This is a genomic window from Pseudomonas sp. C8002, from assembly GCF_013385765.1.
Lineage (GTDB): Bacteria > Pseudomonadota > Gammaproteobacteria > Pseudomonadales > Pseudomonadaceae > Aquipseudomonas.
This window is the reverse complement of record NZ_JACAPJ010000011.1, coordinates 144,933-169,418: the sequence shown is the minus strand read 5'-3', so window position 1 is coordinate 169,418 and position 24,486 is coordinate 144,933. Positions and strand designations below refer to the sequence as shown.

23 protein-coding genes are annotated in these 24,486 nt (G+C 59.9%); 9 read left to right on the top strand and 14 right to left on the bottom strand.

Features of this window, described 5'->3' with window-relative positions:
• Positions 1-150 precede the first annotated feature (150 nt).
• From msrQ to mrcB, 9 genes are all read right to left on the bottom strand, one after another.
• Complete coding sequence (msrQ, locus tag HX814_RS17700) at positions 151-771, bottom strand: protein-methionine-sulfoxide reductase heme-binding subunit MsrQ (protein ID WP_102368092.1); 621 nt, start codon at positions 769-771, stop codon at positions 151-153.
• Complete coding sequence (gene msrP / locus HX814_RS17695; protein WP_003212121.1) at positions 771-1,784, bottom strand: protein-methionine-sulfoxide reductase catalytic subunit MsrP; 1,014 nt, start codon at positions 1,782-1,784, stop codon at positions 771-773. Before msrP ends, msrQ begins: the two co-directional genes overlap by 1 nt.
• Positions 1,785-1,847: 63 nt before the next feature.
• Positions 1,848-2,705 carry a CDP-diacylglycerol--serine O-phosphatidyltransferase gene (pssA, locus tag HX814_RS17690; RefSeq protein WP_003212123.1) on the bottom strand — a complete coding sequence of 286 codons (858 nt, stop codon included), beginning with the start codon at positions 2,703-2,705 and terminating at the stop codon, positions 1,848-1,850.
• A 144-nt stretch (positions 2,706-2,849) separates the two neighbouring features.
• A complete protein-coding gene (gene ilvC / locus HX814_RS17685) occupies positions 2,850-3,866 on the bottom strand; it encodes a ketol-acid reductoisomerase (protein ID WP_003212125.1) in 1,017 nt (338 codons plus the stop codon).
• A 50-nt stretch (positions 3,867-3,916) separates the two neighbouring features.
• A complete protein-coding gene (gene ilvN, locus HX814_RS17680) occupies positions 3,917-4,408 on the bottom strand; it encodes an acetolactate synthase small subunit (RefSeq protein WP_003176102.1) in 492 nt (163 codons plus the stop codon).
• 2 nt (positions 4,409-4,410) lie between these two features.
• The gene (locus HX814_RS17675) at positions 4,411-6,135 is read right to left on the bottom strand and encodes an acetolactate synthase 3 large subunit (protein ID WP_008436892.1); all 1,725 of its coding nucleotides are present in this window, start codon (positions 6,133-6,135) and stop codon (positions 4,411-4,413) included.
• 431 nt (positions 6,136-6,566) lie between these two features.
• Positions 6,567-6,896 carry a YqcC family protein gene (locus HX814_RS17670; RefSeq protein WP_003212129.1) on the bottom strand — a complete coding sequence of 110 codons (330 nt, stop codon included), beginning with the start codon at positions 6,894-6,896 and terminating at the stop codon, positions 6,567-6,569.
• Entirely contained in the window at positions 6,896-7,636 is a 741-nt protein-coding gene (locus HX814_RS17665; protein WP_008436887.1) for a M48 family metallopeptidase, read from the bottom strand. Before HX814_RS17665 ends, HX814_RS17670 begins: the two co-directional genes overlap by 1 nt.
• Before the next feature lie 16 nt (positions 7,637-7,652).
• A complete protein-coding gene (gene mrcB, locus HX814_RS17660) occupies positions 7,653-9,977 on the bottom strand; it encodes a penicillin-binding protein 1B (protein ID WP_003212132.1) in 2,325 nt (774 codons plus the stop codon).
• Positions 9,978-10,095: 118 nt separating this feature from the next.
• Between mrcB and HX814_RS17655 the strand changes: the two genes are divergently transcribed.
• The 3 genes from HX814_RS17655 to HX814_RS17645 all read left to right on the top strand — a co-directional run bounded on the left by HX814_RS17655 (position 10,096) and on the right by HX814_RS17645 (position 12,564).
• Entirely contained in the window at positions 10,096-11,652 is a 1,557-nt protein-coding gene (locus HX814_RS17655; RefSeq protein ID WP_177015424.1) for a bifunctional aminoglycoside phosphotransferase/ATP-binding protein, read from the top strand.
• Positions 11,653-11,746: 94 nt separating this feature from the next.
• The gene (locus HX814_RS17650) at positions 11,747-12,091 is read left to right on the top strand and encodes a pentapeptide repeat-containing protein (protein WP_008436884.1); all 345 of its coding nucleotides are present in this window, start codon (positions 11,747-11,749) and stop codon (positions 12,089-12,091) included.
• Between the two features lie 200 nt (positions 12,092-12,291).
• The gene (locus HX814_RS17645; protein ID WP_003212140.1) at positions 12,292-12,564 is read left to right on the top strand and encodes a TfoX/Sxy family protein; all 273 of its coding nucleotides are present in this window, start codon (positions 12,292-12,294) and stop codon (positions 12,562-12,564) included.
• Between the two features lie 249 nt (positions 12,565-12,813).
• Here the strand turns inward: HX814_RS17645 and HX814_RS17640 are convergent, their stop codons facing one another.
• The 3 genes from HX814_RS17640 to HX814_RS17630 are packed head-to-tail and all read right to left on the bottom strand — an operon-like array spanning position 12,814 to position 15,493.
• Positions 12,814-13,581 (bottom strand): heme ABC transporter ATP-binding protein, encoded by a 768-nt coding sequence (locus tag HX814_RS17640; RefSeq protein WP_177009211.1) that lies wholly within the window; start codon positions 13,579-13,581, stop codon positions 12,814-12,816.
• Positions 13,581-14,618, bottom strand: coding sequence for an iron ABC transporter permease (locus HX814_RS17635; protein WP_003212144.1), 1,038 nt, complete (start codon positions 14,616-14,618; stop codon positions 13,581-13,583). The genes HX814_RS17640 and HX814_RS17635 overlap by 1 nt, the downstream gene beginning before the upstream one ends.
• Complete coding sequence (locus HX814_RS17630; RefSeq protein ID WP_008436882.1) at positions 14,615-15,493, bottom strand: hemin ABC transporter substrate-binding protein; 879 nt, start codon at positions 15,491-15,493, stop codon at positions 14,615-14,617. The genes HX814_RS17635 and HX814_RS17630 overlap by 4 nt, the downstream gene beginning before the upstream one ends.
• 207 nt (positions 15,494-15,700) lie before the next feature.
• Between HX814_RS17630 and HX814_RS17625 the strand changes: the two genes are divergently transcribed.
• On the top strand, positions 15,701-16,018 hold the full coding sequence (locus HX814_RS17625; protein ID WP_003212149.1) for a Rieske (2Fe-2S) protein: 318 nt from the start codon (positions 15,701-15,703) through the stop codon (positions 16,016-16,018).
• Here HX814_RS17625 and sfsA read toward each other — a convergent pair.
• Positions 16,015-16,728 carry a DNA/RNA nuclease SfsA gene (sfsA, locus tag HX814_RS17620; RefSeq protein ID WP_003212151.1) on the bottom strand — a complete coding sequence of 238 codons (714 nt, stop codon included), beginning with the start codon at positions 16,726-16,728 and terminating at the stop codon, positions 16,015-16,017. The genes HX814_RS17625 and sfsA overlap by 4 nt on opposite strands.
• Positions 16,728-17,900, bottom strand: a complete 1,173-nt coding sequence (locus HX814_RS17615) for a pyridoxal phosphate-dependent aminotransferase (protein WP_177009212.1) — start codon at positions 17,898-17,900, stop codon at positions 16,728-16,730. The genes sfsA and HX814_RS17615 overlap by 1 nt, the downstream gene beginning before the upstream one ends.
• A 321-nt stretch (positions 17,901-18,221) precedes the next feature.
• On the opposite strand from HX814_RS17615, the gene dksA reads away from it, so the two are divergent.
• From dksA to HX814_RS17590, 5 genes are all read left to right on the top strand, one after another.
• Positions 18,222-18,656 carry an RNA polymerase-binding protein DksA gene (dksA, locus tag HX814_RS17610; protein WP_003212154.1) on the top strand — a complete coding sequence of 145 codons (435 nt, stop codon included), beginning with the start codon at positions 18,222-18,224 and terminating at the stop codon, positions 18,654-18,656.
• 84 nt (positions 18,657-18,740) lie between these two features.
• Positions 18,741-19,628 (top strand): tRNA glutamyl-Q(34) synthetase GluQRS, encoded by an 888-nt coding sequence (gene gluQRS, locus HX814_RS17605; RefSeq protein WP_003212155.1) that lies wholly within the window; start codon positions 18,741-18,743, stop codon positions 19,626-19,628.
• 62 nt (positions 19,629-19,690) lie between these two features.
• The gene (locus tag HX814_RS17600; protein ID WP_003176118.1) at positions 19,691-19,867 is read left to right on the top strand and encodes a hypothetical protein; all 177 of its coding nucleotides are present in this window, start codon (positions 19,691-19,693) and stop codon (positions 19,865-19,867) included.
• On the top strand, positions 19,851-22,805 hold the full coding sequence (locus HX814_RS17595; RefSeq protein ID WP_023659379.1) for a sensor histidine kinase: 2,955 nt from the start codon (positions 19,851-19,853) through the stop codon (positions 22,803-22,805). The genes HX814_RS17600 and HX814_RS17595 overlap by 17 nt, the downstream gene beginning before the upstream one ends.
• Positions 22,806-22,827: 22 nt before the next feature.
• Positions 22,828-24,267 carry a sigma-54 dependent transcriptional regulator gene (locus HX814_RS17590; RefSeq protein ID WP_003212159.1) on the top strand — a complete coding sequence of 480 codons (1,440 nt, stop codon included), beginning with the start codon at positions 22,828-22,830 and terminating at the stop codon, positions 24,265-24,267.
• Positions 24,268-24,486: the final 219 nt, after the last annotated feature.

The following is a 24,486-nucleotide window of genomic DNA, read 5'->3' as shown; positions in this document are numbered from 1 at the left end:
TGCCTTACTAACTCCTTCTGGGCTTCGATGATCTGAAGCAACTCGCTGTCGAAACCTACATAACTCTTTGTTTACCAAGGAGTTTTCCGTTTCGACTGCGCCGGAAGTGGGGCGAATTATAGACTTCCAGAATCTGCCGTCAAGGGTTAATTACGCTTTTGTTGCAGAAGATGGTTTTTTAGCAATAAGACGGGGAATTCGGCGCATCACCGGCGGTATACGCAGGACCAGAAGCAGCGCCCCTATAGATGCATAGATAGCCCACTCCTTGAGATCTGCCCGCACGATCCACAGCATATGCAGCAAACCAAGCCCGAGAATCACGTAAACCAAACGATGCAGTTTCTTCCAGCGCACACCAAGGCGACGCTGGCTGTATCGGTTGGAGGTGACTGCCAGCACCAATAGAGAAAGGAATCCCAAGGTACCCACAATAATGTAAGGCCGCTTCCGTAGCTCAACCCCCAACTGCGACCAATCCAACCCAAGGATAAACACGCAGTAAGCAGCGAGATGCAAAACCACATAGGCAAAGCACCACAATCCCAGTTGCCGTCGCACGGCGATCCACCCCGCCCAACCACTGAGCTTCTGCAACGGTGTCATACCCAGGGTTATTAACAACAGAATCAAGGTGCCAAGCCCGAGCCGATCCATCAGCACCTTGCCCGGGTCAGGTCCCAGCGCAAAGCTCCAGGCCTCGTACAGCCAGAACAGCGGCCACACCGCCGCTGCTATAAAGACGCCGATGCGCCAGATCGGATAGCGCATCAATAGTTCTTCCGCAGATCGAGGCCCGTATAAAGAGAAGCGACTTCATCGGCGTAGCCGTTGAACATTTGTGTCTCACGCACATTGGGACTGAACAGCCCGCTGGGCAACCGCCGCTCCCGCGCCTGGGTCCAACGCGGATGGTCGACGGTAGGATTCACATTTGCGTAAAACCCATACTCACTCGCGGCAATACTTTGCCAGGTGGTTTTCGGCTGCTCGCTGACCAGGCTGATGCGTACGATCGACTTGACGCTCTTGAATCCGTACTTCCACGGCACCACCAACCGCAACGGCGCGCCGTTCTGGTTCGGCAGCTCCCGCCCATACATGCCCACCGCAAGGATCGCCAGGGGATTCATCGCCTCATCCAATCGCAGCCCTTCTACATAAGGCCAGTCGATCAAGGCGAAGTTGGACCGCTGCCCCGGCATGCTCTTGGGGTCCTGCAGGGTTTCAAAACGAATGTACTTGGCGTTCGAGGTCGGCTCGACGTGCTTGAGCAGTTCCGATATAGGGAACCCTATCCACGGAATGACCATCGACCAGGCCTCTACACAGCGCAGTCGATAGATTCGCTCTTCCAACTGATAGGGCTTCATGAAGTCTTCAAGCGCATAGCGCCCAGGTTTGGCGACCTCACCATCTATCACCACACTCCACGGCTCAGTCTTCAGAGACCCGGCATTGGCTGCAGGGTCGCCCTTATCCGTACCGAACTCATAGAAGTTGTTGTAGTGGGTTGCGTCCTTGAAAGGGGTGATGGCCTCGTCCTTGACGGTAATCGCCTGCCATTTGGTACCCGGGAGCTTTTCGGCAAACCAGCCAGGTGCATTGCCCGGCTCGACATCGGCATAACGTGCCGCATCATCCGCACTGGCCCAACGCGGCAGGCTGCTGGCAGCCAGGCCGGCAAGCGCACCACCGAGCAAGCTGCGGCGAGAGAAATAGAGGGATTCAGGCGTGACATCCGATTCTTGGCAATCAGACGCTTTGGGAAACTTGATTAACATGGCAACTCCGCAGCTTTGGAGGACAGATGCACCAATAGACTGCGGAGTATGGGGGAAATTACATTAAGGCAACGTTTTGCGCTGACGAAGATGCAGAAGGTACTGCACCGGGCCGGACGCGGCATACACAAGGAAAGCCAGCAGCAGGATTCGCGGCGGATCACTGAAGACCACGGCAAACACCAGCACCACTGCAAGGATAGCCACAAACGGCACACGCCCTTTGAGATCCAGCTCCTTGAAGCTGTTGTACTTGATATTGCTGACCATCAGCATGCCGGCCGCCGCAACCATCAAGGCCACCAGGAACGACATCTTGGAACCCTGGATACCGTAGTCGCTGAATGCCCAGACAATACCGGCTACCACACCCGCCGCAGCCGGACTGGCCAGGCCAATGAAGTAGCGCTTGTCGGCAGTCCCCACCTGGGTATTAAAGCGCGCCAGACGCAATGCCGCGCCCGCCACATAGATGAAGGCAACCATCCAGCCAACCTTGCCCATATCACCCAGCGCCCAGGCAAATGCGAGCAACGCCGGCGCCACACCGAAGGCAACCATGTCCGACAGCGAGTCATACTCGGCGCCAAAGGCACTCTGGGTGTTGGTCATCCGCGCAACCCGGCCATCCAGGCCATCAAGGACCATGGCGACGAAGATCGCTATCGCGGCAAAACCAAAGTACTTGCTGGCCCCGGCCGCATCGCCGGCCGCCAACGCACTCTGGGCACTCATGGAATTGATGATGGAGTAGAACCCCGCGAACAGGTTCGCAGTGGTGAACAGATTGGGCAGAAGATAGATGCCACGATGCCGGACTTTACGGCCTTCAGCATCGTGCCCTTCTTCGACATGTTCATCGATCGGTAGCAGGCTTTCGGCGTCAGAGGCCTGGTTTGGCTCTTCGGGACGTTCGCTCATGGACTTTACCTTGCAACGGTGTGAAAAATTTCGACAGAAACTTGCGGCGAGTGTTCGCCCGCAAACGATGCAGCTTTATACCAGAACCTGCCCCGCAAACGAAAAAACGCGGCCTAAGCCGCGTTTTCCCTTGATCCGTACGACTTAGTTTTTGGCTTTGTCGACGATCTTGTTGGCACCGATCCACGGCATCATGGAGCGCAGTTGCTCGCCGATGATCTCGATACCGTGAGCGGCGTTGTTACGACGCTTGGCGGTCATCGAAGGGTAGCCGGTTGCACCTTCGCTGATGAACATTTTGGCGTATTCGCCGTCCTGAATACGTTTCAGGGCGTTGCGCATGGCCTGACGGGACTCGGCGTTGATCACTTCCGGGCCAGTCACGTACTCGCCGTATTCGGCGTTGTTGGAGATCGAGTAGTTCATGTTGGCGATACCGCCTTCGTACATGAGGTCAACGATCAGCTTCAGTTCGTGCAGGCATTCGAAGTAGGCCATTTCTGGCGCGTAGCCAGCTTCAACCAGGGTTTCGAAACCGGCTTTGACCAGCTCAACGGTACCGCCGCACAGAACGGCTTGTTCGCCGAACAGGTCGGTTTCAGTCTCGTCCTTGAAGGTGGTTTCGATGATGCCGGTACGACCGCCACCCACGCCAGCAGCGTAGGACAGTGCGACGTTCTTGGCGTTGCCCGAGGCGTCCTGGTAGATCGCGATCAGGTCAGGGATACCGCCGCCTTTGACGAACTCGGAGCGCACGGTGTGGCCCGGTGCTTTCGGCGCGATCATGATCACGTCGAGGTCGGCGCGCGGCACAACCTGGTTGTAGTGGATCGCGAAGCCGTGGGAGAAGGCCAGGGTGGCGCCCTTCTTGATGTTCGGCTCGATCTCGTTCTTGTACAGCGCGGACTGGAACTCGTCCGGGGTCAGGATCATGACCAGGTCGGCAGCAGCAACAGCAGAAGCAACGTCAGTCACTTTCAGGCCGTGGGCTTCAGCCTTGGCAACAGTGGCCGAGCCTTTGCGCAGGCCAACGGTCACGTCAACGCCGGAATCTTTCAGGTTGCACGCTTGGGCGTGGCCCTGGGAACCGTAGCCGATGATGGCGACTTTTTTGCCCTGGATGATCGACAGGTCACAATCTTTATCGTAATAAACTTTCATGAGGTTCCTCTATATATCCAGGCCGTTTAAGGCCATTCGCTAAATTTGAGTTAGATGCTGAGTACTTTGTCGCCACGAGCAATCCCGGTGACGCCACTGCGTACAGTTTCCAGAATCGAGGCCGTCCCGATCGACTGGATGAAGCTGTCCAGCTTGTCGCTTGTACCGGTCAGTTGAACGGTATAAACGCTGGCGCTCACATCGACGATCTGCCCGCGATAAATGTCGGTAGTGCGCTTGATCTCGGCCCGTTGTGCACCCGTAGCCTTGACCTTGACCAGCATCAGCTCACGCTCGATGTGGGCACTTTCCGACAAGTCGACCAGCTTGACCACTTCGATCAGCTTGTTGAGGTTCTTGGTGATCTGCTCGATCACCTCATCATGGCCAACGGTGGTCAACGTCAGACGCGACAAGGTCGGGTCTTCGGTCGGCGCCACCGTCAGGCTTTCGATGTTGTAGTTGCGTTGCGAAAACAGTCCGACCACACGTGACAGAGCGCCCGGTTCGTTCTCCAGAAGCAGGGAGATAATGTGCCGCATGATTAGGTACGCTCCGTCTTGTTCAGCCACATATCGCGCATGGAGCCGTCTTTGATCTGCATCGGGTAGACGTGCTCGCTGGTGTCGACCTGAATATCGAGGAACACCAGGCGGTCCTTCATGGCGAACGCCTCTTCCATCATCGGCTTCAAATCCTTCAGATCGGTGATGCGCATGCCGACATGGCCATAGGCTTCAACCAATTTGACGAAGTCAGGCAGAGACTCCATGTAGGAATGGGAGTGACGGCTGCCGTAGCTCATGTCCTGCCACTGGCGAACCATGCCCAGTACACCGTTGTTCAGGCAGACGATCTTCACCGGCAAGCCATATTGCAGGCAGGTCGACAGTTCCTGGATGTTCATCTGGATACTGCCTTCGCCGGTGACGCAAGCAACGTCGGTGTCCGGGAAGCTCAGCTTCACACCCATGGCCGCAGGGAAACCAAAGCCCATCGTGCCCAGGCCACCGGAGTTGATCCAGCGGTTAGGCTTGTCGAACTTGTAGTACTGCGCCGCGAACATCTGGTGCTGGCCCACATCGGAGGTCACAAAGGCATCGCCCTTGGTCACTTCGCACAGGGTTTCGATCACGGTCTGTGGCTTGATGACGCTGCCATCACCCTTGTCGTAAGGGAACAGGCCGCGATCACCGCGCCACTCGTCGATCTGCTTCCACCAGCTGGCAACGGAATCCTTGTTCGGGGCTTCGCCGATTTCCTTCAGCGCAGCGACCATTTCGGTCAGCACGCTTTCCACAGGACCTACGATAGGCACGTCGGCCTTGATGGTCTTGGAGATGGATGCCGGGTCGATATCGATGTGGATGATCTTGGCATTCGGGCAGAACTTGCTCGCGCCATTGATCACCCGGTCATCGAACCGCGCACCGACGGCGAGGATCACGTCAGCATGGTGCATGGCCAGGTTGGCGGTGTAGCTGCCGTGCATGCCGAGCATGCCGACGAACTGACGGTCCGAACCCGGGAACGCGCCAAGGCCCATCAAGGTGTTGGTGACTGGCAGGTTGAGCAGCTTGGCCAGTTCGGTCAGCGGTGCAGAACCGCCGCCCAGAATCACCCCACCACCCGAGTAGAGCACTGGACGCTTGGCCGCCAACAGCATTTCTGCCGCCTTGCGGATTTGCCCCGAGTGCCCGCGAACGGCCGGGCTGTAGGAACGCAGCTTGGCTTTCTTCGGGAAGATGTATTCGAATTTTTCCGCCGGGTTGGTCATGTCTTTCGGGATATCGACCACTACAGGACCCGGGCGACCGGACTGTGCGAGGTAGAACGCCTTCTTCATGACTTCCGGGATTTCCGAGGCATGCTTGATCATGAAGCTGTGTTTCACGATCGGCCGGGAAATACCGATCATGTCGGTTTCCTGGAATGCATCGGTACCGACCATGGTGCTCGCCACCTGGCCAGAAATGATCACCATCGGGATGGAGTCCATATAGGCCGTCGCGATGCCGGTAATGGCATTGGTCGCGCCAGGGCCGGAAGTCACCAGTACCACACCGGCTTTACCGGTGGCACGGGCGTAACCGTCAGCCATATGGGTAGCAGCTTGTTCGTGGCGAACCAGGATGTGGGTAACAGCCGGTTCCTTGAACAGTGCGTCGTAGACATGCAGCAGAGCACCACCTGGGTACCCGTAGATATAGTCGACGCCTTCGTCACGCAAAAAGCGGACGAGCATCTCACCGCCAGATAAAAGCTCCACGTTGTTCACCTCTAAAACGCCAGAATACCGTCCGTTAAAAACCGACGGGTCTTAATAGGTTTACTTCTCAGCAGAGCATGAGCGACGGTGGTCGCCGACTACGTCAGCACTGACTGAGCAAGTATTGGGAGCGTCCCAAGTGTTGCGGGATTTTCCCACCCAGCGCGAGGTAACGCGTTGCGGGTGTAACAGGTCGGCGCGGGTATGCGCCTCATGATCTGCTGAGTGGGTCTGCTTCTGGCAGTCCCTCTACAGCGGACTTTGGATTCTTCTGTTTCAGCCCCTCCAAGTCAAGCAATAATTGCGCTTTTTTCCAACTAAGCGCATGAGAACGTAGAAGAAAGGGGCTTGAGGAGGGATAAAACTCGCCTGAATGGCGCAAAGCGGTAGAAATATGCGCAAGACTGCCGGAAAAACCGGCAGCCAGGCAATTAACGAGCGTCGACGATCAGTTGATCGAACTTTTTCAGCGCAGTCCGCAGGCCAAGGCTCTCAAGTGGCCGATCGGCGTAAACCATCTCGGCCATCTCCAGAATCCCCGACGCATTGGGCAATGGCAGGTCCTGTTCGAGGATTTGCTTCATCCGTGTCAGGAAAATCCATTGCAGCCACTGGTGAAAGTCCAGCGTGTCGACGGAAAACGGCTCAACACTGCTCAAGGCTTCAGCACTGGGGGACACTTCGTCCCACCAGCCCTGCAAGCGCAGTTCGCGCTCGATCAACAACAACTGTTCGGCAATCGCCGGAAAGCGTGCATCCATCAGAGGCTTACCTTGGCTTTTTGCCGAGCCTGGGCGGCGCCGGCAGCATCGCCTTGCTTCTCGCGGGCATCACCGATCAAGCTCCACAGGCTGGCCTGCAGGTCTGGACGGCCATTGGCCAGGGTCAGGCCGCGGCGGGCAAATTGTTCAGCTTGTGGGGCATCGCCCTGGGCCATGCGAACCTGAGCCAGGCGGTATAGCACTTGCGGTTCACGCGGTGCCACGCGCTGGGCGCGCTCAAGGCTCGACGATGCGCCGTTCAGATCGCCGCCCGACTGCTGCTGTTGGGCAGTGGTGAGCAACGCCAGCACCGGGCCATCCAACTGCTCATCGGCTGACAGGCCGCCGGCACTGCTTGCGGAAGGAATTCCACTCGGCGTCGACGGCATGTTGTAGGTGCCCTGGTTGATCGGTGCCGTTTGAATCGGCGTGGCGTCGATCGGGCCCGATGTACTTGGACCTGGGGTCCACGGCTGAGTACTGATCGGAGCCGAGGTGGCAGCGCCGCCACCCGGGATCATCACCACTACACCAGAGTCCTGAGGCACGGCTTGCGCCTGGGGCCGGGCCTGGGCAGGACGGTTGGTAACGGTTTGACGGAAGCCGCCGTTGGCCGAGATCCGGTCGTTGTTGGACACCGTTGTACTGGAGTCCACCACCGGAATAGAGCCCCGCTCCACGCTGGCGCAACCACCGAGCAATGCCAAAACTGTAATAGCTGGAATCAACAACTTGTTCACGTGAAACCCTCTTTGCTTAATTCATCCAGCCCTTGACCCAATCCATCACCGATTCAGCACTGGCGGGCGCACTGGCTCCGCACGCTGCACCGGGTGGTGGCTCGCTGCCGCGAATATACGGCATCTGCACCGCGCCCGGACAGTTGGCATCGGAACCCTGGCCGGTGTGCGGATCGATCCAGGCCTGGACGATATTGTCCGGCTGCGGCATGTTCAGCGGCAGTGGATCGGCCTTTTTCATGAAACTGGTCCATACCTGCAACGCGCCGGTGGCACCGGTAAACGGCGTCTTGCCGTTGTCATCACGCCCCAGCCAAACCACTGCCAGCAGGTCCTGGCTGAACCCTGCGAACCAGCTGTCCCGCGAATCGTTACTGGTACCGCTCTTGCCAGCCAGTGTCAGGTTGGCCGGCAGCACGTTGTAGGCCGAGCGCCCGGTACCTTCGCGCATCACGCGCTGCATGGCGTTCTGGATCAGGTAGATCGAGGCCGGGTCAAAGCGTTGCTGAATCTGGAACGGATAGCGCTTGAGCGGTTCGCCTTCGGCCGTCAACACGCTCCGGATCCCACGCATCGGCGTATTGAAGCCACCGTTGGCCAGGGTCTGGTACATGGTCGCCACTTCCATCGGGCTCATCGCACCCGCACCCAACAGCATCGATGGGAACGCCGGGAACTCACGAGTGATGCCCAACCGGCCGAGCGTCTTGAGCACGTTCGGCACGCCCAGTTCAAGGCCGAGGCGGGAAGTCGAGATGTTGTAGGAATGCGCCAAGCCCTGGTACAGGAAAATCGTACCGTGGGAGCGACGATCAAAGTTATGCGGCGTCCACATCTGGCCATCAGCCCCTTTGACCGACAGCGGGTCATCGGACAGCCAACTGGTCAGCGTGTACTTGCTCGGTTTTTCCAGCGCGGTCAGGTACACCGCCGGCTTGACCAGCGAGCCAATCGGCCGCACCGCGTCCAGCGCCCGGTTGAACCCGGCAAAGCTGGCCTGGCGACTGCCGATCATGGCCTGGACTTCGCCGGTTTCCGGGTTGGTCACCACCATCGCAGCCTCGACGTCGTCAGAGCCTTTACGACCTGTCAGGCGTTTGAAGGTGTCATTGACCGACGCTTCGGCCTTCATCTGCAGGATCGGGTCGAAACTGGTGAAGATCCGCAGGCCTTCTTCGGTCAAGTCTTCGTCGCGGTAGTCTTCACGCAGTTGGCGTTTGACCAGGTCGATAAAGCCCGGGAAGGAGCTGTCGGCGAGCTTGCCGCGGGTGGTTACACCCAGTGGCATTTTCTTTGCGGCGGCCACTTGTTCAGGGGTGGCGACACCTTGCTGCTCAAGTACATCCAGCACCAGGTTACGGCGCTCCAGCGCCCGCTCCGGGTTGCGACGCGGGTTGTAGTAGGACGGCCCCTTGACCATGCCCACCAGCAGCGCCACCTGGTGCAACTTCAGCTCGGACAACGGCTGGCCGAAGAAGAACTGGCTGGCCAGACCAAAACCGTGGACGGCACGCTGACCGTCCTGGCCAACGAATACTTCATTGAGGTACGCCTCAAGAATTTCCTGCTTGCTGTAGTGCAGCTCCAGCAGCATCGCCATCATGGCTTCGGTCAGCTTGCGGGTCAGGCTGCGCTCGTTGGTCAGGTAGAAGTTCTTGACCAATTGCTGCGTCAGCGTACTGCCGCCCTGGGTCATCTTGCCGCCGGAGGTGTTGACCCAGAGGGCGCGCGCGATGGACTTCGGTGATACGCCCCAGTGGCTGTAGAAATCCCGGTCTTCGACGGCGATCAGGGTATCCAGCAGGTAAGGCGGCACCTGATCGATCTTGATCAGGATGCGGTCTTCCAGGTTTTTCGGATAAATCCCACCGATCATTAAGGGTTCCAGGCGCACCACCGGCAACTTCGAGCCGTTGAGCGAGGACAGTTCGGCTACGTAGTCGCCAGAGAAACGCACGCGCACCGGCTGGGGTTTTTCCAGGCCTTCATAGAACTGGAAGCCGCGGGTGTTCAGGTCAACCGTGTTGCCGCTGACGGCAGCGGCGCCGGGGCCATTGCTCACGGGTTCGCGGCGATAGCCCAGGGCATCGAGCTCGGTGAGGAAGTCATCCTTGCTCAGCTTCTGGCCGCTGAACAGTTCCAGCGGGCGCGCGTAGACCTTGGCCGGAATGGTCCAGCGCTTGCCGGAGAACTTCTCCTGGACCACGGCATCGAGGTAAACCGCGAAGCCGGCGATCACGACAAGCCCTACCAGGCTGAGCTTAAGCGCCCAGCCCAGCCAAGGGCGCAGGCCGCGGGAAGGAGGTTTTTTACGGGAACGGGGAGATCGGGTACGAGTCATGGCGGCGGATTATACGCACTTTATTGATGACCAACATGAGCCGGACAGCGGTTTGCACGACCGCCTGTAGGAGCCATAATGCCCGCCATGAATTTTCCCAGACTCTGAAGGATCGCCCGTGAGCCAGTCCCTGATTGCTGCCCTGCAAAACCCGGCCCTGTTTCCCCATCCGGTGGATCAGTTCCAAGTCATCGAGACCCATATTTCCTGGGTCCTGCTCACTGGGCCCTATGCTTACAAGATGAAGAAGCCGGTGAATTTCGGTTTCCTCGATTTCACCACCCTGCAAGCCCGCGGCCACTTCTGCAATGAAGAGCTGCGCCTCAACCAGCGCCTGACCGATGATTTGTATCTTGAAGTGTTGCCGATCACCGGCAGCGCCGAGGCACCGCAGTTGGGCGGCGACGGTCCGGTGGTCGACTACATGCTGAAAATGCGCCAGTTCCCGCAAAGCCAACTGCTCAGCACTCTGCAGGCCAACGGCGAACTGACCAGCGCGCACATCGACGAAATGGCCAGGCAGATCGCGCATTTTCACCTGAATGCCCCGATAGTGCCGGCCACTAACTCTGCTGGCACGCCGCACGATGTCATGGCACCGGTGCTGCAGAACTTCGAGCAGATCCGTCCGTTCCTCAGCGACATGGCCGACCTGGCACAACTGGACGCCTTGCAGGCCTGGGCCGAAAGCAGTTTCGAGCGCCTCAAGCCACTGTTCGAACAACGCAAGCTCAATGGCTTCACCCGTGAATGCCACGGTGATATCCACCTGGGCAACGCCACGATGATTGATGGCCACGTGGTGATCTTCGACTGCATCGAGTTTAACGAGCCGTTCCGCTTCACCGACGTGTATGCCGACACCGGCTTCCTGGCGATGGACCTGGAAGACCGCGGCCTCAAGAGCCTGGCACGACGCTTCATCAGCCAATACCTGGAGCTGACCGGCGACTATCAAGGCCTGGAAGTACTGAACTTCTATAAAGCCTACCGCGCTCTGGTACGCGCGAAGATCGCGCTGTTCAGCATGCCTTCCGAGGCGGACGCGGTGCAGCGCGCTACCACCCTGCGCCAGTACCGCAACTACGCCAACCTGGCAGAAAGCTACAGCACCATCCCGTCGCGCTTCCTGGCCATCACCCATGGGGTATCGGCCGTTGGCAAAAGCCATGTATCCATGCGCCTCGTAGAAGCATTGGGGGCGATTCGCCTGCGTTCGGACGTAGAGCGCAAGCGCCTGTTCGGCGAGCAGAAGGTCGAGAACACGCCGCAGGCCGGGATCTACGCCGCAGACGCCAGCGCCGCCACCTACGCGCGCCTGAACGAAATCGCCGACACCGTACTGCGCGCCGGTTTCCCGGTGGTATTGGACGCGACCTTCCTCAAGCTAGAACAACGCGACGCGGCGGCCAAGATCGCCGAGGCCACCGGCGCGCCATTCCTGATCCTTGACTGCAATGCGCCACAGGCGGTAATCGCCGCTTGGCTGGCACAACGTCAGGCAGACAAGAACGACCCCTCCGACGCCACCCTGGCCATCATCGAAGAACAGCAGGCCACCCGTGACCCGCTCAGCGCCGAGGAGTTGCTGCTCAGCAAGCGCGTGGAGACCAATGAAAGCGGGACCCTGGACGCATTGGTGGCACATATTCGCCAGCGTCTGCCGGGGCTGTAAGAAATATTTCTTGGTCGTGCAGCCTTCCGGGGCTCACGGCCGAGAAATAGTGGCACTATAATGGCGCCATAATTCCAACACGGGAGTCGCCATTGTGAGCCAGCCGAAGCTACTTGATACCCCGCTGTACGCGCTTCTGCATAAAGATGATATCCGCGGCTTCAACCAGGAGCGTCCGAAAGACGGCACCATCGATATGCGCGGTGGCGACTTTCGCGGCCTGGACCTGCGCGACCTGAATGCCGAGGGCGTGGATTTCACCGACGCTTATTTCCGCTCCGCCGACTTGCGCGGCCTGGATTTGCGCGACTGCCCCCTGGAAGGCGCGAGCCTGGCGCATGCCCAGATCTCCGGCACTTATTTCCCCCCTGAGTTAAGCGCTGACGAGATCCTGATGTCCGTCAATTTCGGCACACGCCTGCGCTACCGCACACGCTAAACCGCTGCATCGCCTCCCGGCTACGCACAAGGCGTACCGGGGGCTTCACCCTTTCCTACGCTAACCCCCCCGCCTGCCTTAGAAGCTTTTAGGTCGTTGCCGACCAAAGAACTACGCTTTTCCTACTGAGCGCTACACTCCTTTCAGGCTTGCCTGGTCACGATACCCACCGAACCATTCGGCCGTCGCAAGGAGGCTTGATGAATGATGAGCTGCAACACCTGAAAAACCTTGGCAAGACGTCGGCGCAATGGCTGCATGCGGTGGGCATCCACAGTGCGTCCGACCTACGCCGCCTGGGGGCAGTCGACGCGTACCGTGCCGTACGCACCCGCGGTTTCAGGGCATCCAAAGTGTTGTTGTATGCCATTGAAGGCGCGCTGATGGATGTGCACTGGAATGACATTCCCGTTGAACGCAAGGAAGCTTTAAATCGTCAGCTGGACGCTCTGACGGCACGCCAAAAGAATTGAGATGCCAACTTGCACCCGCGTTTACGGGGATTCCAAACAGAAGTTTGAGGAAATTCGAAGAGACCGCAAAAACAAATGTTGACTCTCAAATGAGAATCGTTATGATTATCACAACTGGTCGCGAGATCAGCCGATAACTGAAAGACCATTGGTTCGGACTCTCAGATTATCTCCTCATCAGGCTAATCACGGTTATTTGACCCGGCTCTTGCCGGGTCTTTTTTTGCCCATAAAAAACTGCGGCGATTTTCAGCGGGCAATGATCAATGGATGGCCGCGCTCCGGATGCGGCTGCACCAACACATCCAGCCCGAATACCGCCTTCAGCGGCTCAGGCCGCAACACCTGTGCCGGTGTGTCCAACGCATGGGGCCGGCCATCCTCCAGCAACAGGATGCGATCACAGTAGCGCGCCGCCAGGTTCAGGTCGTGAAGGATCACCAGCACCGCCGCGCCACGGTCGGCAAAGCGGCGGATCGCCTGCAAGGTGGTGTGCTGGTGCAGCGGGTCAAGCATTGACGTCGGCTCATCCAGCAACAAGGTCTGCCCCGCTTCACCCGGCCATAGCTGCGCCAGCACCCGTGCGAGGTGCACACGCTGCCGCTCGCCGCCCGACAACGCCAGATAGCTGCGCCCGCTCAAATGGCTAACGTCGGCAGCCTGCAAGGCAGCATTGATGATCTCATCGTCACGCACCCGGCCCGTCTGATGAGGCAAGCGCCCCATGCCCACCACCTCTTCGACGCGAAAGGCAAAGTCCAGGGTCGAGGTCTGCGGCAACACCGCCAGCCGCTGGGCACGCTGCGCTCCGCCCCAGCCCTTCAACTCACGCTGATCCAGCCACACACGGCCTTGGTCGGGCTGCAACTCGCCGCATAACGCACCGAGCAATGTACTTTTTCCCGCGCCGTTGGGGCCCAATACGCCGAGCACTTCTCCTGGCAGCAGGTCCAGGGTGATGTCCGCCAGCACAGTTTTGCGCCCACGGCGGATCTGCAGGTCTTCTACTCGCAGCATCAAGCGCGCCCTCGTAACAACAGGTAGAGGAAAAACGGCGCACCGATAAACGCGGTAACAATGCCGATCGGTAATTCCGCCGGCGCCAAGGCCAGGCGCGCCACCAGATCGGCAAACAACAGCAAACTCGCCCCCGCCAGCACCGAGGCTGGCAGCAGCACCCGATGATCCGGCCCCGCCAGCAGGCGTACCAGATGCGGCACCACCAGCCCGACAAAGCCAATCATCCCCGCAGCCGCCACGGCCGCGCCCACGCCCAGCGCGGTGCAGAACACCAGTTCGCGCTTGAGGCCTTCAACATCAATGCCCAAGTGACTCGCTTCCGACTCACCCAGCAGGAGTGCATTCAGCGCCTTGGCCCGGCGCGGCAGCCACAGTGCTACGCCGGCGCTGACCAGCAGCAGCGGCCATAAGCGCGAGTAGCTGGCGCCATTCAGGCTGCCCAAGTTCCAGAACGTCAGGGTGCGCAAGGTAGCGTCATCTGCCAGGTAGGTGAACAGGCCCACCGCAGAACTGGCGAGCGCCGTCAGGGCGATACCCGCCAGCAACATGGTCGCGACGTTGGTTTGGCCGTTGCGCCGCCCCAGGCGATAGACCAGCGCTGTTACCCCCAAACCGCCGAGGAAGGCACACAACGACAGCAGATAAGGCCCGAGGGCATCCGGCAAACCGCCAAAAAACGAACCACCGACAATCGCAATCGCCGCGCCCAACGCTGCACCGCTGGAAACCCCGACCAACCCGGGATCAGCCAAGGGGTTGCGAAACAGCCCCTGCATTGCAACGCCTGAAAGTGCCAGAACCCCACCGACGGCCAATCCCAGCAACGTACGCGGCAGGCGAATCTGCCCGAGGATCAGCTCCGCCTGCTCCAGGCCTTGGGCCTCGATTGGCACACCCATCAAGCGTAAGGCTGCCCGCAGTGTGTCCATTAACGGCAGACTCACCGGCCCCAGGGCCAATGACAACCAGATCGCCAGTACACACAGCAGACTCAAGCCGATAAACAGGGTTCGCGGTTTAACCAGAGTGGTCATGGGGCGGTATTAGCCTGAGACGGATAGAACCCGGCAGACAGCTTCACCAGGCTTTGCGGCAAGCGTGGCCCAAGCCCACCCACCAGCAGCGTCGGGTCCAGTTCATAGACGCGTCCATTCTTGGCCGCTGGCGTCGAAGCCAGGATCGGGTTTTCTTTGAACAACGCGGCGCGGGCCGCATCCCCGGTCAAAGCGCGATCGGCAAACACCAGCACCTCAGGATTGAGCCCCGCCAGCGACTCTACGGAAAACGGCTTGTAACCATCGTGGGTCGCCAGGTTGTGGCCGCCGGCCTGCTGCAACATCCAGTCAGCCGCCGTGTCTTTGCCCGCAATCAGCGGTTTGCCGCCGGCATGTCCCAGCAGCAACAGCACTCCAGGCGCCTTTTGAGTGGCCTGGGCCTTGGCCACCCAGTTCTTTTGGTGGTCAAGTTGTTGCTGATAGTCACTGAACAGTTCTGCAGCCTTCGCTTCGTTACCCAGCAGCTTGCCCAAATGCTGAAGGTTGCCCTGCAGCGTCGGCAGATCCGGCTCGGCTGAAAACAGCTCCACTTTCACACCGGCATTGCGGATTTGCGCCAACACCGGTGGCGGCCCCATTTCCTCGGTGCCCACCAGGATTTGCGGGCGCAGGCTCAGAATGCCTTCCGCCGACAACTGACGCTGGTAACCAATGCTCGGCAACGCCTTGAGGGATTCCGGATGCTGGCTGGTGGTATCCACGCCCACCAGCTTTGACTCACCGCCCAGGGCCGTCACCCATTCCGACAACGCACCACCGGCGCTGACCCAGCGTTGTGGCAGTTCAGAGGCCTGGGCCCCAGCGTTGACCAGCAGTCCGACAACGAGCGCGATAGCACTGGCACTCAGGCGCATAAAAGGGTTTCCTTCCAAGGGGTGAGCCCGCTGAAACACTCGCAATGTGACAGATCAAGGCTGCCGGACATCGTACAGAGCGCCCAGTCAGCTTACGGGCGAAGCCGGCATTTGATAATTGTTTGCATTTGCACGTCAAGCACCGGGCTCTGCGGCAAAAACCAGGATAGCCTTGCAGCCCGCAAACGGCGGCACTTAAGGATCGATATGAAGTTTCTCTGCGCCTCCAGCGAACTCGCACCCAACGCCAGCCTCGGTTTCGATATCGACGGCCGCAAGCTGTTTGCCGTGCGCCGCGAAGGCATTGCCTACTTCTATATCAACCGCTGCCCACATCGCGGGGTGCCGCTGGAATGGCAGCCGCACCAGTTTCTCGACCCCAGCGCCAGCCTGATCCAGTGCGCCACCCATGGCGCGCTGTTCCTGATCGAAAGCGGTGAGTGCGTCGCCGGCCCTTGCGCCGGCCAGAGCCTGACAGCCCTGCCCGGCCGCGAGGACGAACAAGGCCTGTGGGTACAACTCTAGTCGCCGAGCAATACTTCCAGCCGGCGATCGACGCAGATTTCCTCTGACGTTACTCGCACGCCATAGGCCAGCACCTCGACGCCCGCCGCCTTGGCCTCACGCAACGCTGCCGCGTAACCGGCATCAATTTCTTCGGCAGGACGCACCGCATCGATCCCCGAGAGGTTGACGCAGTACAACTGCACTGCCCGTACACCCTCACGCGCCAGATGCGCCAGCTCACGCAGATGCTTGGCACCGCGCTGGGTCACGGCATCGGGAAACGCCGCCGTCGAGGTCCCGTCAAACCCGAGGGTGACGCTTTTGACTTCGACATACGCCGCGCCCGCCGGGTAGTCCAGGCGGAAATCGATCCGGCTGTTTTCCTGGCCGTAGGCGACTTCGCGTTTCAAGGCAGTAAAGCCATTGAGCTCGGTGATAACCCCCGCGCGCAGCGCTTCTTCAACCAACTGATTGGCCCGCGCCGTGTTCACACACGCCAGGCGCCCTTGTGGGGTTTCGCTGATTTCCCAGGTGCCTGGCAGCTTGCGCTTGGGGTCATTGGAGCGGCTGAACCAGACCTGGCCACCTTCCACCATGCAGTTGAACATCGAGCCGGTGTTCGGGCAGTGAATGGTCAACAACTCGCCGGTAACGGTTTCGATATCGGCGAGAAAACGCTTGTAGCGGCGGATCAGCCGGCCTTCTTCAAGGGGAGGATTAAAGCGCATCAGCCTTGCCAACTCCGCAGGCCGCGGGCAATCCGTTCAACGGCTTGCTGTAGGCGATCAAGGTTTTGCGTGTAGGCAAAACGCACATGGTGACCGGCTTGATAACGGCCGAAATCCAGGCCCGGCGTGAACGCAACGTGCTCGGTTTCGAGGAAGTGCCGGCAGAACGCGAAGGCATCGCCGCCGAATGCGCTGATATCGGCATACAGGTAGAACGCGCCTTCCGGCTCCACGGCAATACCGAAACCCAACTCGCGCAACGCTGGCAGCAGGAAGTCGCGACGCCGGCCAAACTCGGCCCGGCGATCTTCAAGAATGTTCAATGTTTGCGGGGTGAAGCAGGCCAGGGCCGCATGCTGGGCCATGCTCGGCGCGCTGATGTAGAGATTCTGCGCCAGTTTCTCCAGCTCACCCACCGCAGCAGGCGGCGCCACCAGCCAGCCCAGGCGCCAGCCGGTCATTCCGAAATACTTCGAAAAACTATTTAGAACGAAGGCTTCATCGTCGACTTCCAGCACGCTGGCGGCATCGGTGCCGTAGGTCAGGCCGTGGTAGATCTCATCCACCACCAAATGCCCATTGTGCGCCTTTATGGCGCTCGACAACCCCGCCAACTCGTCCCGCGTCAGGATGGTGCCGGTAGGGTTGGCAGGCGAAGCGACCAACGCGCCCACGCTGTCCTGATCCCAATGGCGCGCCACAAGGTCGGCGGTCAGTTGATAACGCACCTCGGGGCCCACCGGGACCAATTGGGCCGCGCCCTCCACCAGTCGCAGGAAGTGGCGGTTGCAGGGGTAGCCTGGGTCTGCCAGCAGCCAGTGCTTGCCAGGATCCACCAGCAGGCTGCTCGCCAGCAACAAGGCTCCCGAGCCGCCGGGTGTAATCAGAATTCGCTCGGGATCGATGCTCAACCCGTAGCGCTGCTGGTAGAAACCGCTGATGGCTTGCCGCAACTCCGGTAGCCCGCGGGCCGCGGTATAGCGGGTCTTGCCATTGGCCAACGCCGCCTGCCCGGCCTTGATGATGGGCTCGGCGGTGGTGAAGTCCGGCTCGCCGATTTCCAGGTGAATCACGTCGTGACCGGCGGCCTGCAATTCATTGGCCCGCGCCAGCAACGCCATGACATGGAAAGGTTCGATAGCGCGGCTGCGCGCACTGTAGGGCTGAGCCATTAGCCTTCCTTAACTCTGAGGACAAACCCCGATTCTACCCAACCCGCCGCGCAAAACCTGCTCTATTGCCCCAAGACATGTAGCAAGCACGGCAAGCAACTACCTGCAAAACAGCTAAAATCAACATTCGAGACCGTACAAGCCCGCCCTGCTGGGGCCTGCGGCGGTTTGCAAGCCTCAGGAGACGGTGCCTCGACAACCGGGAGTGGCGCACCCCGAATCTATCTGGTAAGTTCGCCCGCTTGCAGCCGCAGGGCCGGCAGGTGTCGGTGATGTTGCAATCCTGCGCAATGGATTAGAAGAGTGAGAGGCGGTCCATTCATGCCCACCCAAGCAAAGCAACAGAGCATCAGCGGCTTCCAACCCTACGTCGAGGCGAAGGGTGAGGAATACATGGGCAAGCCCATGCGCGAACACTTCTCCAAGATCCTGAAGCAGTGGAAACAGGACTTGATGCAAGAGGTTGACCGTACCGTTGACCATATGAAGGACGAAGCGGCCAACTTCCCGGACCCGGCAGACCGTGCCAGCCAGGAAGAAGAGTTCGCCCTTGAACTGCGCGCCCGTGATCGCGAGCGCAAGCTGATCAAGAAGATCGACAAGACCCTGCAACTCATCGAAGACGAAGAGTACGGCTGGTGCGAGTCCTGCGGCGTCGAGATCGGTATTCGCCGCCTGGAAGCGCGTCCTACCGCCGACCTGTGCGTGGACTGCAAGACCTTGGCTGAAATCAAGGAAAAACAGGTCGGCAAGTAATCATTGCCGGGCTGAACAAATGGGGCGTGCGAACGCCCCATTTTTGTTTCTGGCGTTTGCTGGTTTTCCAGTAATATCCGGCCCATGACAGCCTCCTCCTATATCGGGCGTTTCGCCCCCACGCCCAGCGGACACCTGCACTTCGGTTCCCTGGTTGCCGCCCTCGCCTCCTACCTCGACGCCCGTGCCAACCAAGGCCGCTGGCTGATGCGCATGGAAGACCTCGACCCGCCACGGGAAGAGCCCGGCGCCCAGGCCGCAATCCTCAATGCCCTTGAACGCTACGGCTTCGAATGGGACGGAGAACTGGTCCGACAAAGCGAGCGGCACGATGCCTACGCCGAAGTGCTCAACCGCCTGTTCAATCACGGCCTGGCCTACGCCTGCACCTGTTCGCGCAAACAACTGGAACCCTACAACGGGATTTATCCCGGCCTGTGCCGCAATGCCGGGCATGACCAGCAAGATGCTGCCATTCGTCTGCGGGTGCCGGAGTTGGAGTACCACTTTACCGACCGCGTACAAGGCGAATTCCGACAGCATCTGGGTCGCGACGTAGGCGACTTCATCATCCGCCGTCGCGACGGCCTGTATGCCTACCAATTGGCGGTAGTCCTCGATGATGCCTGGCAAGGTGTGACCGACATCGTGCGTGGCGCCGACCTGCTCGACTCCACGCCACGCCAACTGTATCTGCAAGAATTGCTGGGCCTGCGCCAACCGCGTTACCTGCATGTGCCGCTGATCATCCAGCCGGACGGTAACAAGCTGGGCAAATCCTACCGCTCACCGCCCTTGACCACTGACCAGGCCACGCCTTTGCTGTTAAGAGCACTGCGCGCCCTGGGCCAGCCGGCGGGCGACGAACTGCACCACGCCAGCCCACGGGAACTGCTGGATTGGGGCATTCAACACTGGGATGCCACACAGATCCCGCGCACACTCACGCTGGCCGAAGCGCAATTGCGCTGAAGGCGCTTGCAGCTTGCGAGCCATCCGTTACCATCGCCGCAGTTTTTCAATCAGAGGCCAACATGTACATCTATCGATTGGTCCTGCTGCTGGTCGTCGGGATCTACCTGTTTTCTCCCGCCATCATGGATTGGTGGATCGACGCCACAGGCGCCTGGTACCGGCCCTATCTGCTTTGGCTGATTCTGATCGTCGTGACTTTCATCCTGCAGAGCCAAAAAGATGCCGATGAGCTTTAGCCTGACCGAGATGCTGCTGATCAGCGCCGCCTACCTGGCCGCGTTGTTCGGGGTAGCCTGGATCAGTGAACGCGGGATGATTCCGCGGGCGATCATTCGCCATCCGTTGACCTACACCTTGTCGTTGGGCGTGTACGCGAGTGCCTGGGCGTTTTATGGCACCGTGGGCCTGGCCTATCAGTATGGATACGGCTTTCTTTCGAGTTATCTCGGGGTGTCCGGCGCGTTTTTGCTGGCGCCGGTGCTGTTGTATCCGATCCTGAAAATCACCCGCACCTATCAGTTGTCGTCCCTGGCCGACCTGTTTGCGTTCCGTTTTCGCAGTACCTGGGCCGGTGCACTGACCACGATTTTCATGCTGATCGGCGTGCTGCCGTTGCTGGCATTGCAGATCCAGGCCGTGGCCGACTCCATCAGCATCCTCACCCGCGAACCGGTGCAACACCGCGTGGCATTGAGCTTCTGCGCACTGATCACTCTGTTCACGATTTTCTTCGGCTCACGGCATATCGCCACCCGTGAAAAACATGAAGGACTGGTGTTTGCGATCGCGTTTGAATCGGTGATCAAGCTGATCGCCATCGGCGGCGTCGGTCTGTACGCGTTGTATGGCGTATTCGACGGCCCGCAACAGCTGGAACTGTGGCTGCTGCAAAACCAGACCGCCCTGGCCGCACTGCACACGCCGTTGCAGGAAGGCCCATGGCGCACGCTGCTTTTGGTGTTCTTCGCTTCGGCGATTGTGATGCCGCACATGTACCACATGACCTTCACCGAAAACCTCAACCCGCGCTCGCTGGTCAGCGCCAGCTGGGGCTTGCCGCTGTTCCTGCTGTTGATGAGCCTGGCGGTGCCGCTGATCCTGTGGGCCGGCCTGAAACTTGGCGCCACCACCAATCCCGAATACTTCACGCTGGGCGTGGGCATTGCAGCCAACAGCAAATCCCTCGCATTGCTGGCCTATGTCGGCGGATTATCGGCCTCCAGCGGGCTGATCATCGTCAGTACCCTGGCGCTGTCGGGGATGGCGCTGAATCACCTGGTGCTGCCGCTCTACCAGCCGCCGGCCGAAGGCAATATCTACCGCTGGCTGAAATGGACCCGCCGGGCCCTGATCGTCGCGATCATCATGGCCGGCTATGGCTTCTACCTGTTGCTGGGTGCAGAACAGGACCTGGCCAACCTGGGGATTGTCGCCTTCGTCGCCACCTTGCAGTTCCTGCCGGGCGTGCTGTCGGTGCTGTACTGGCCGACCGCCAACCGCCGAGGCTTTATCGCCGGTTTGCTCGCCGGGATCCTGGTATGGACCGTGACCATGCTGCTGCCGCTGGTGGGCAACCTGCAGGGCTTCTACATCCCGCTGCTGAACATGATCTACGTGCTGGATGACACCAGTTGGCACATGGCGGCAATTGCCTCGCTGGCGGCCAACGTGCTGATGTTCACCCTGATCTCGCTGTTCACCAACGCCAGCCCCGAAGAAACCAGCGCCGCCGAAGCCTGCGCAGTGGACAACGTCCGTCGCCCGCAACGCCGCGAACTGCACGCCGCCTCACCCCAGGAATTCGCGACGCAATTGGCCAAGCCGCTGGGCGCCAAGGCCGCACAAAAGGAGGTCGAGCAGGCCCTGCGCGATCTCTACCTGCCGTTCGACGAGCGCCGGCCTTATGCCCTGCGCCGCCTGCGGGACCGTATCGAAGCCAACCTTTCCGGCCTGATGGGCCCGAGCGTGTCCCAGGACATGGTCGAGACCTTCCTGCCCTACAAGGCCGGCGGCGAAAACTACGTGACCGAAGACATCCACTTCATCGAGAGCCGGCTGGAGGATTACCACTCCCGCCTCACCGGCCTTGCCGCCGAACTCGACGCCCTGCGCCGCTATCACCGCCAGACGTTGCAGGAACTGCCGATGGGCGTCTGCTCCCTGGCCAAGGATCAAGAGATCCTGATGTGGAACAAGGCCATGGAAGAGCTTACCGGCATCGCCGCCCAACGTGTGGTGGGCTCGCGCCTGAACACCATTGGCGACCCGTGGAAAGAATTGCTTCAGGGCTTCATCAACCTGCCCGACGAACACTTGCACAAACAGCACCTGGCGCTGGATGGCCAGACCCGCTGGCTCAACCTGCACAAGGCCGCCATCGACGAGCCACTGGCGCCCGGCAACAGCGGCCTGGTGCTGCTGGTGGAAGACCTGACCGAAACCCAGATGCTCGAAGACAAGCTGGTGCACTCCGAGCGCCTGGCCAGCATCGGGCGCCTGGCCGCGGGTGTGGCCCATGAAATCGGCAATCCGATCACCGGTATCGCCTGCCTCGCGCAAAACCTGCGGGAAGAGCGCGAAGAAGACGGCGAAATCATCGAAATCAGCGGGCAGATTCTCGAGCAGACCAAGCGTGTTTCGCGCATCGTGCAGTCGCTGATGAGCTTTGCCCACGCGGGCGCCCATCAGAATCACGACGAAGCGGTGTGCCTGGCCGAAGTGGCCCAGGATGCCATTGGGCTGCTGGCCTTGAACCGGCGCAATTTCGAAGTACAGTTCTTCAACCTGTGCGACCCGGAACACTGGGTCGACGGTGATTCACAACGCTTGGCCCAAGTGCTGATCAACCTGCTGTCCAACGCCCGCGACGCATCGCCGGCCGGCAGCGCAGTACGGGTCAAGAGCGAGGCTTTCGAGCACACGGTCGATCTGATCGTCGAGGACGAAGGCAGCGGCATTCCACAGAACATCATGGATCGATTGTTCGAACCCTTCTTCACCACCAAGGATCCGGGTGAAGGTACCGGTCTGGGCCTTGCACTGGTCTATTCCATCGTTGAAGAGCATTATGGACAAATCACCATCGACAGCCCGGCTGACACCGAAAGCCAACGCGGCACCCGTATTCGGGTGACCTTGCCGCGTCATGTCGAAGCGACGTCCGCTGTGAACTGAGACCGTCGAGAGAGTTGAATCAATGCCGCACATTTTGATCGTCGAAGACGAAACCATTATCCGCTCTGCCTTGCGTCGCCTGCTTGAACGTAATCAGTACCAGGTCAGCGAAGCCGGCTCGGTGCAGGAAGCCCAAGAGCGTTTCAGCATTCCCACGTTCGACCTGATCGTCAGTGACCTGCGTTTGCCAGGCGCCCCCGGCACCGAGCTGATCAAGCTCGGCCAAGGCACTCCGGTGCTGATCATGACCAGCTACGCCAGCCTGCGCTCGGCCGTGGACTCCATGAAGATGGGCGCGGTGGACTACATCGCCAAGCCCTTCGACCACGACGAAATGCTCCAGGCCGTAGCGCGCATCCTGCGTGACCGTCAATCGGCCAGCAGCGCACCGGCTGAACGCCCGGCAGCGGGCAAGGCCGCCAATGGTTCTGAAAAACCCGGTATTGACAACAGTAACGGCGAAATCGGCATCATCGGCTCCTGCCCACCCATGCAGGACCTGTACAGCAAGATCCGCAAAGTGGCGCCAACCGACTCCAATGTACTGATCCAGGGCGAGTCCGGTACCGGTAAAGAACTGGTGGCCCGTGCCCTGCACAACCTGTCCAAGCGCGCCAAGGCACCGATGATCTCGGTGAACTGCGCGGCGATCCCCGAATCCCTGATCGAATCCGAATTGTTCGGCCATGAAAAAGGCGCCTTTACCGGCGCCAGTGCTGGCCGTGCGGGTTTGGTTGAAGCCGCCGACGGCGGCACGCTGTTCCTCGACGAGATTGGCGAACTGCCGCTGGAAGCCCAGGCACGCTTGCTGCGGGTACTCCAGGAAGGCGAAATACGCCGCGTCGGTTCGGTACAGTCGCAGAAGGTCGACGTGCGACTGATTGCGGCCACTCACCGTGACCTGAAGAGCCTGGCCAAGATTGGCCAGTTCCGTGAAGACCTTTATTACCGCCTGCACGTGATCGCTCTCAAACTGCCGGCCCTGCGTGAGCGCGGCGCCGACGTCAACGAAATCGCCACGGCCTTCCTGGCGCGCCAGAGTGCGCGCATCAACCGTACCGACCTGAAGTTTGCTGCCGATGCCGAGCAGGCGATTCGTCACTACTCCTGGCCGGGTAACGTGCGGGAGCTGGAAAACGCGGTAGAGCGTGCGGTGATTCTGTCGGAGAGCCCGGAAATTTCCGCCGAGCTGCTGGGGATCGATATCGAGCTCAGCGACCTGGATGATGATGACTTCATCGGTTTGCCACCGCAGCAAGGTGGCGGCAGTAACAACAGCCACGAGCCGACGGAAGATTTGTCACTGGAAGATTACTTCCAGCATTTCGTGCTGGAGCACCAGGACCACATGACCGAGACCGAACTGGCGCGCAAACTGGGCGTCAGCCGTAAATGCCTGTGGGAACGGCGCCAGCGCTTGGGTATCCCGCGGCGCAAGACCGGGGTTGCCAGCGAAAGCTGAGTGGGTTGCCCCCACGGGTAACACCCGCAGATGTGAAAAAACTGTTACCGCTGATTTTTCACGTAACAAAAGCCGGGGCTTACGGTAACGAAGCCCCGGCTTTTTTTCGCCTACAAAAAACCCGAAAACGCCCCAAACCCCTTATTTTGCTGGGCCTCGCAAAAGTTGGCACGCACCCTGCTATATGCTTAGTACAAAAACAATAACAAGCAAATGTAC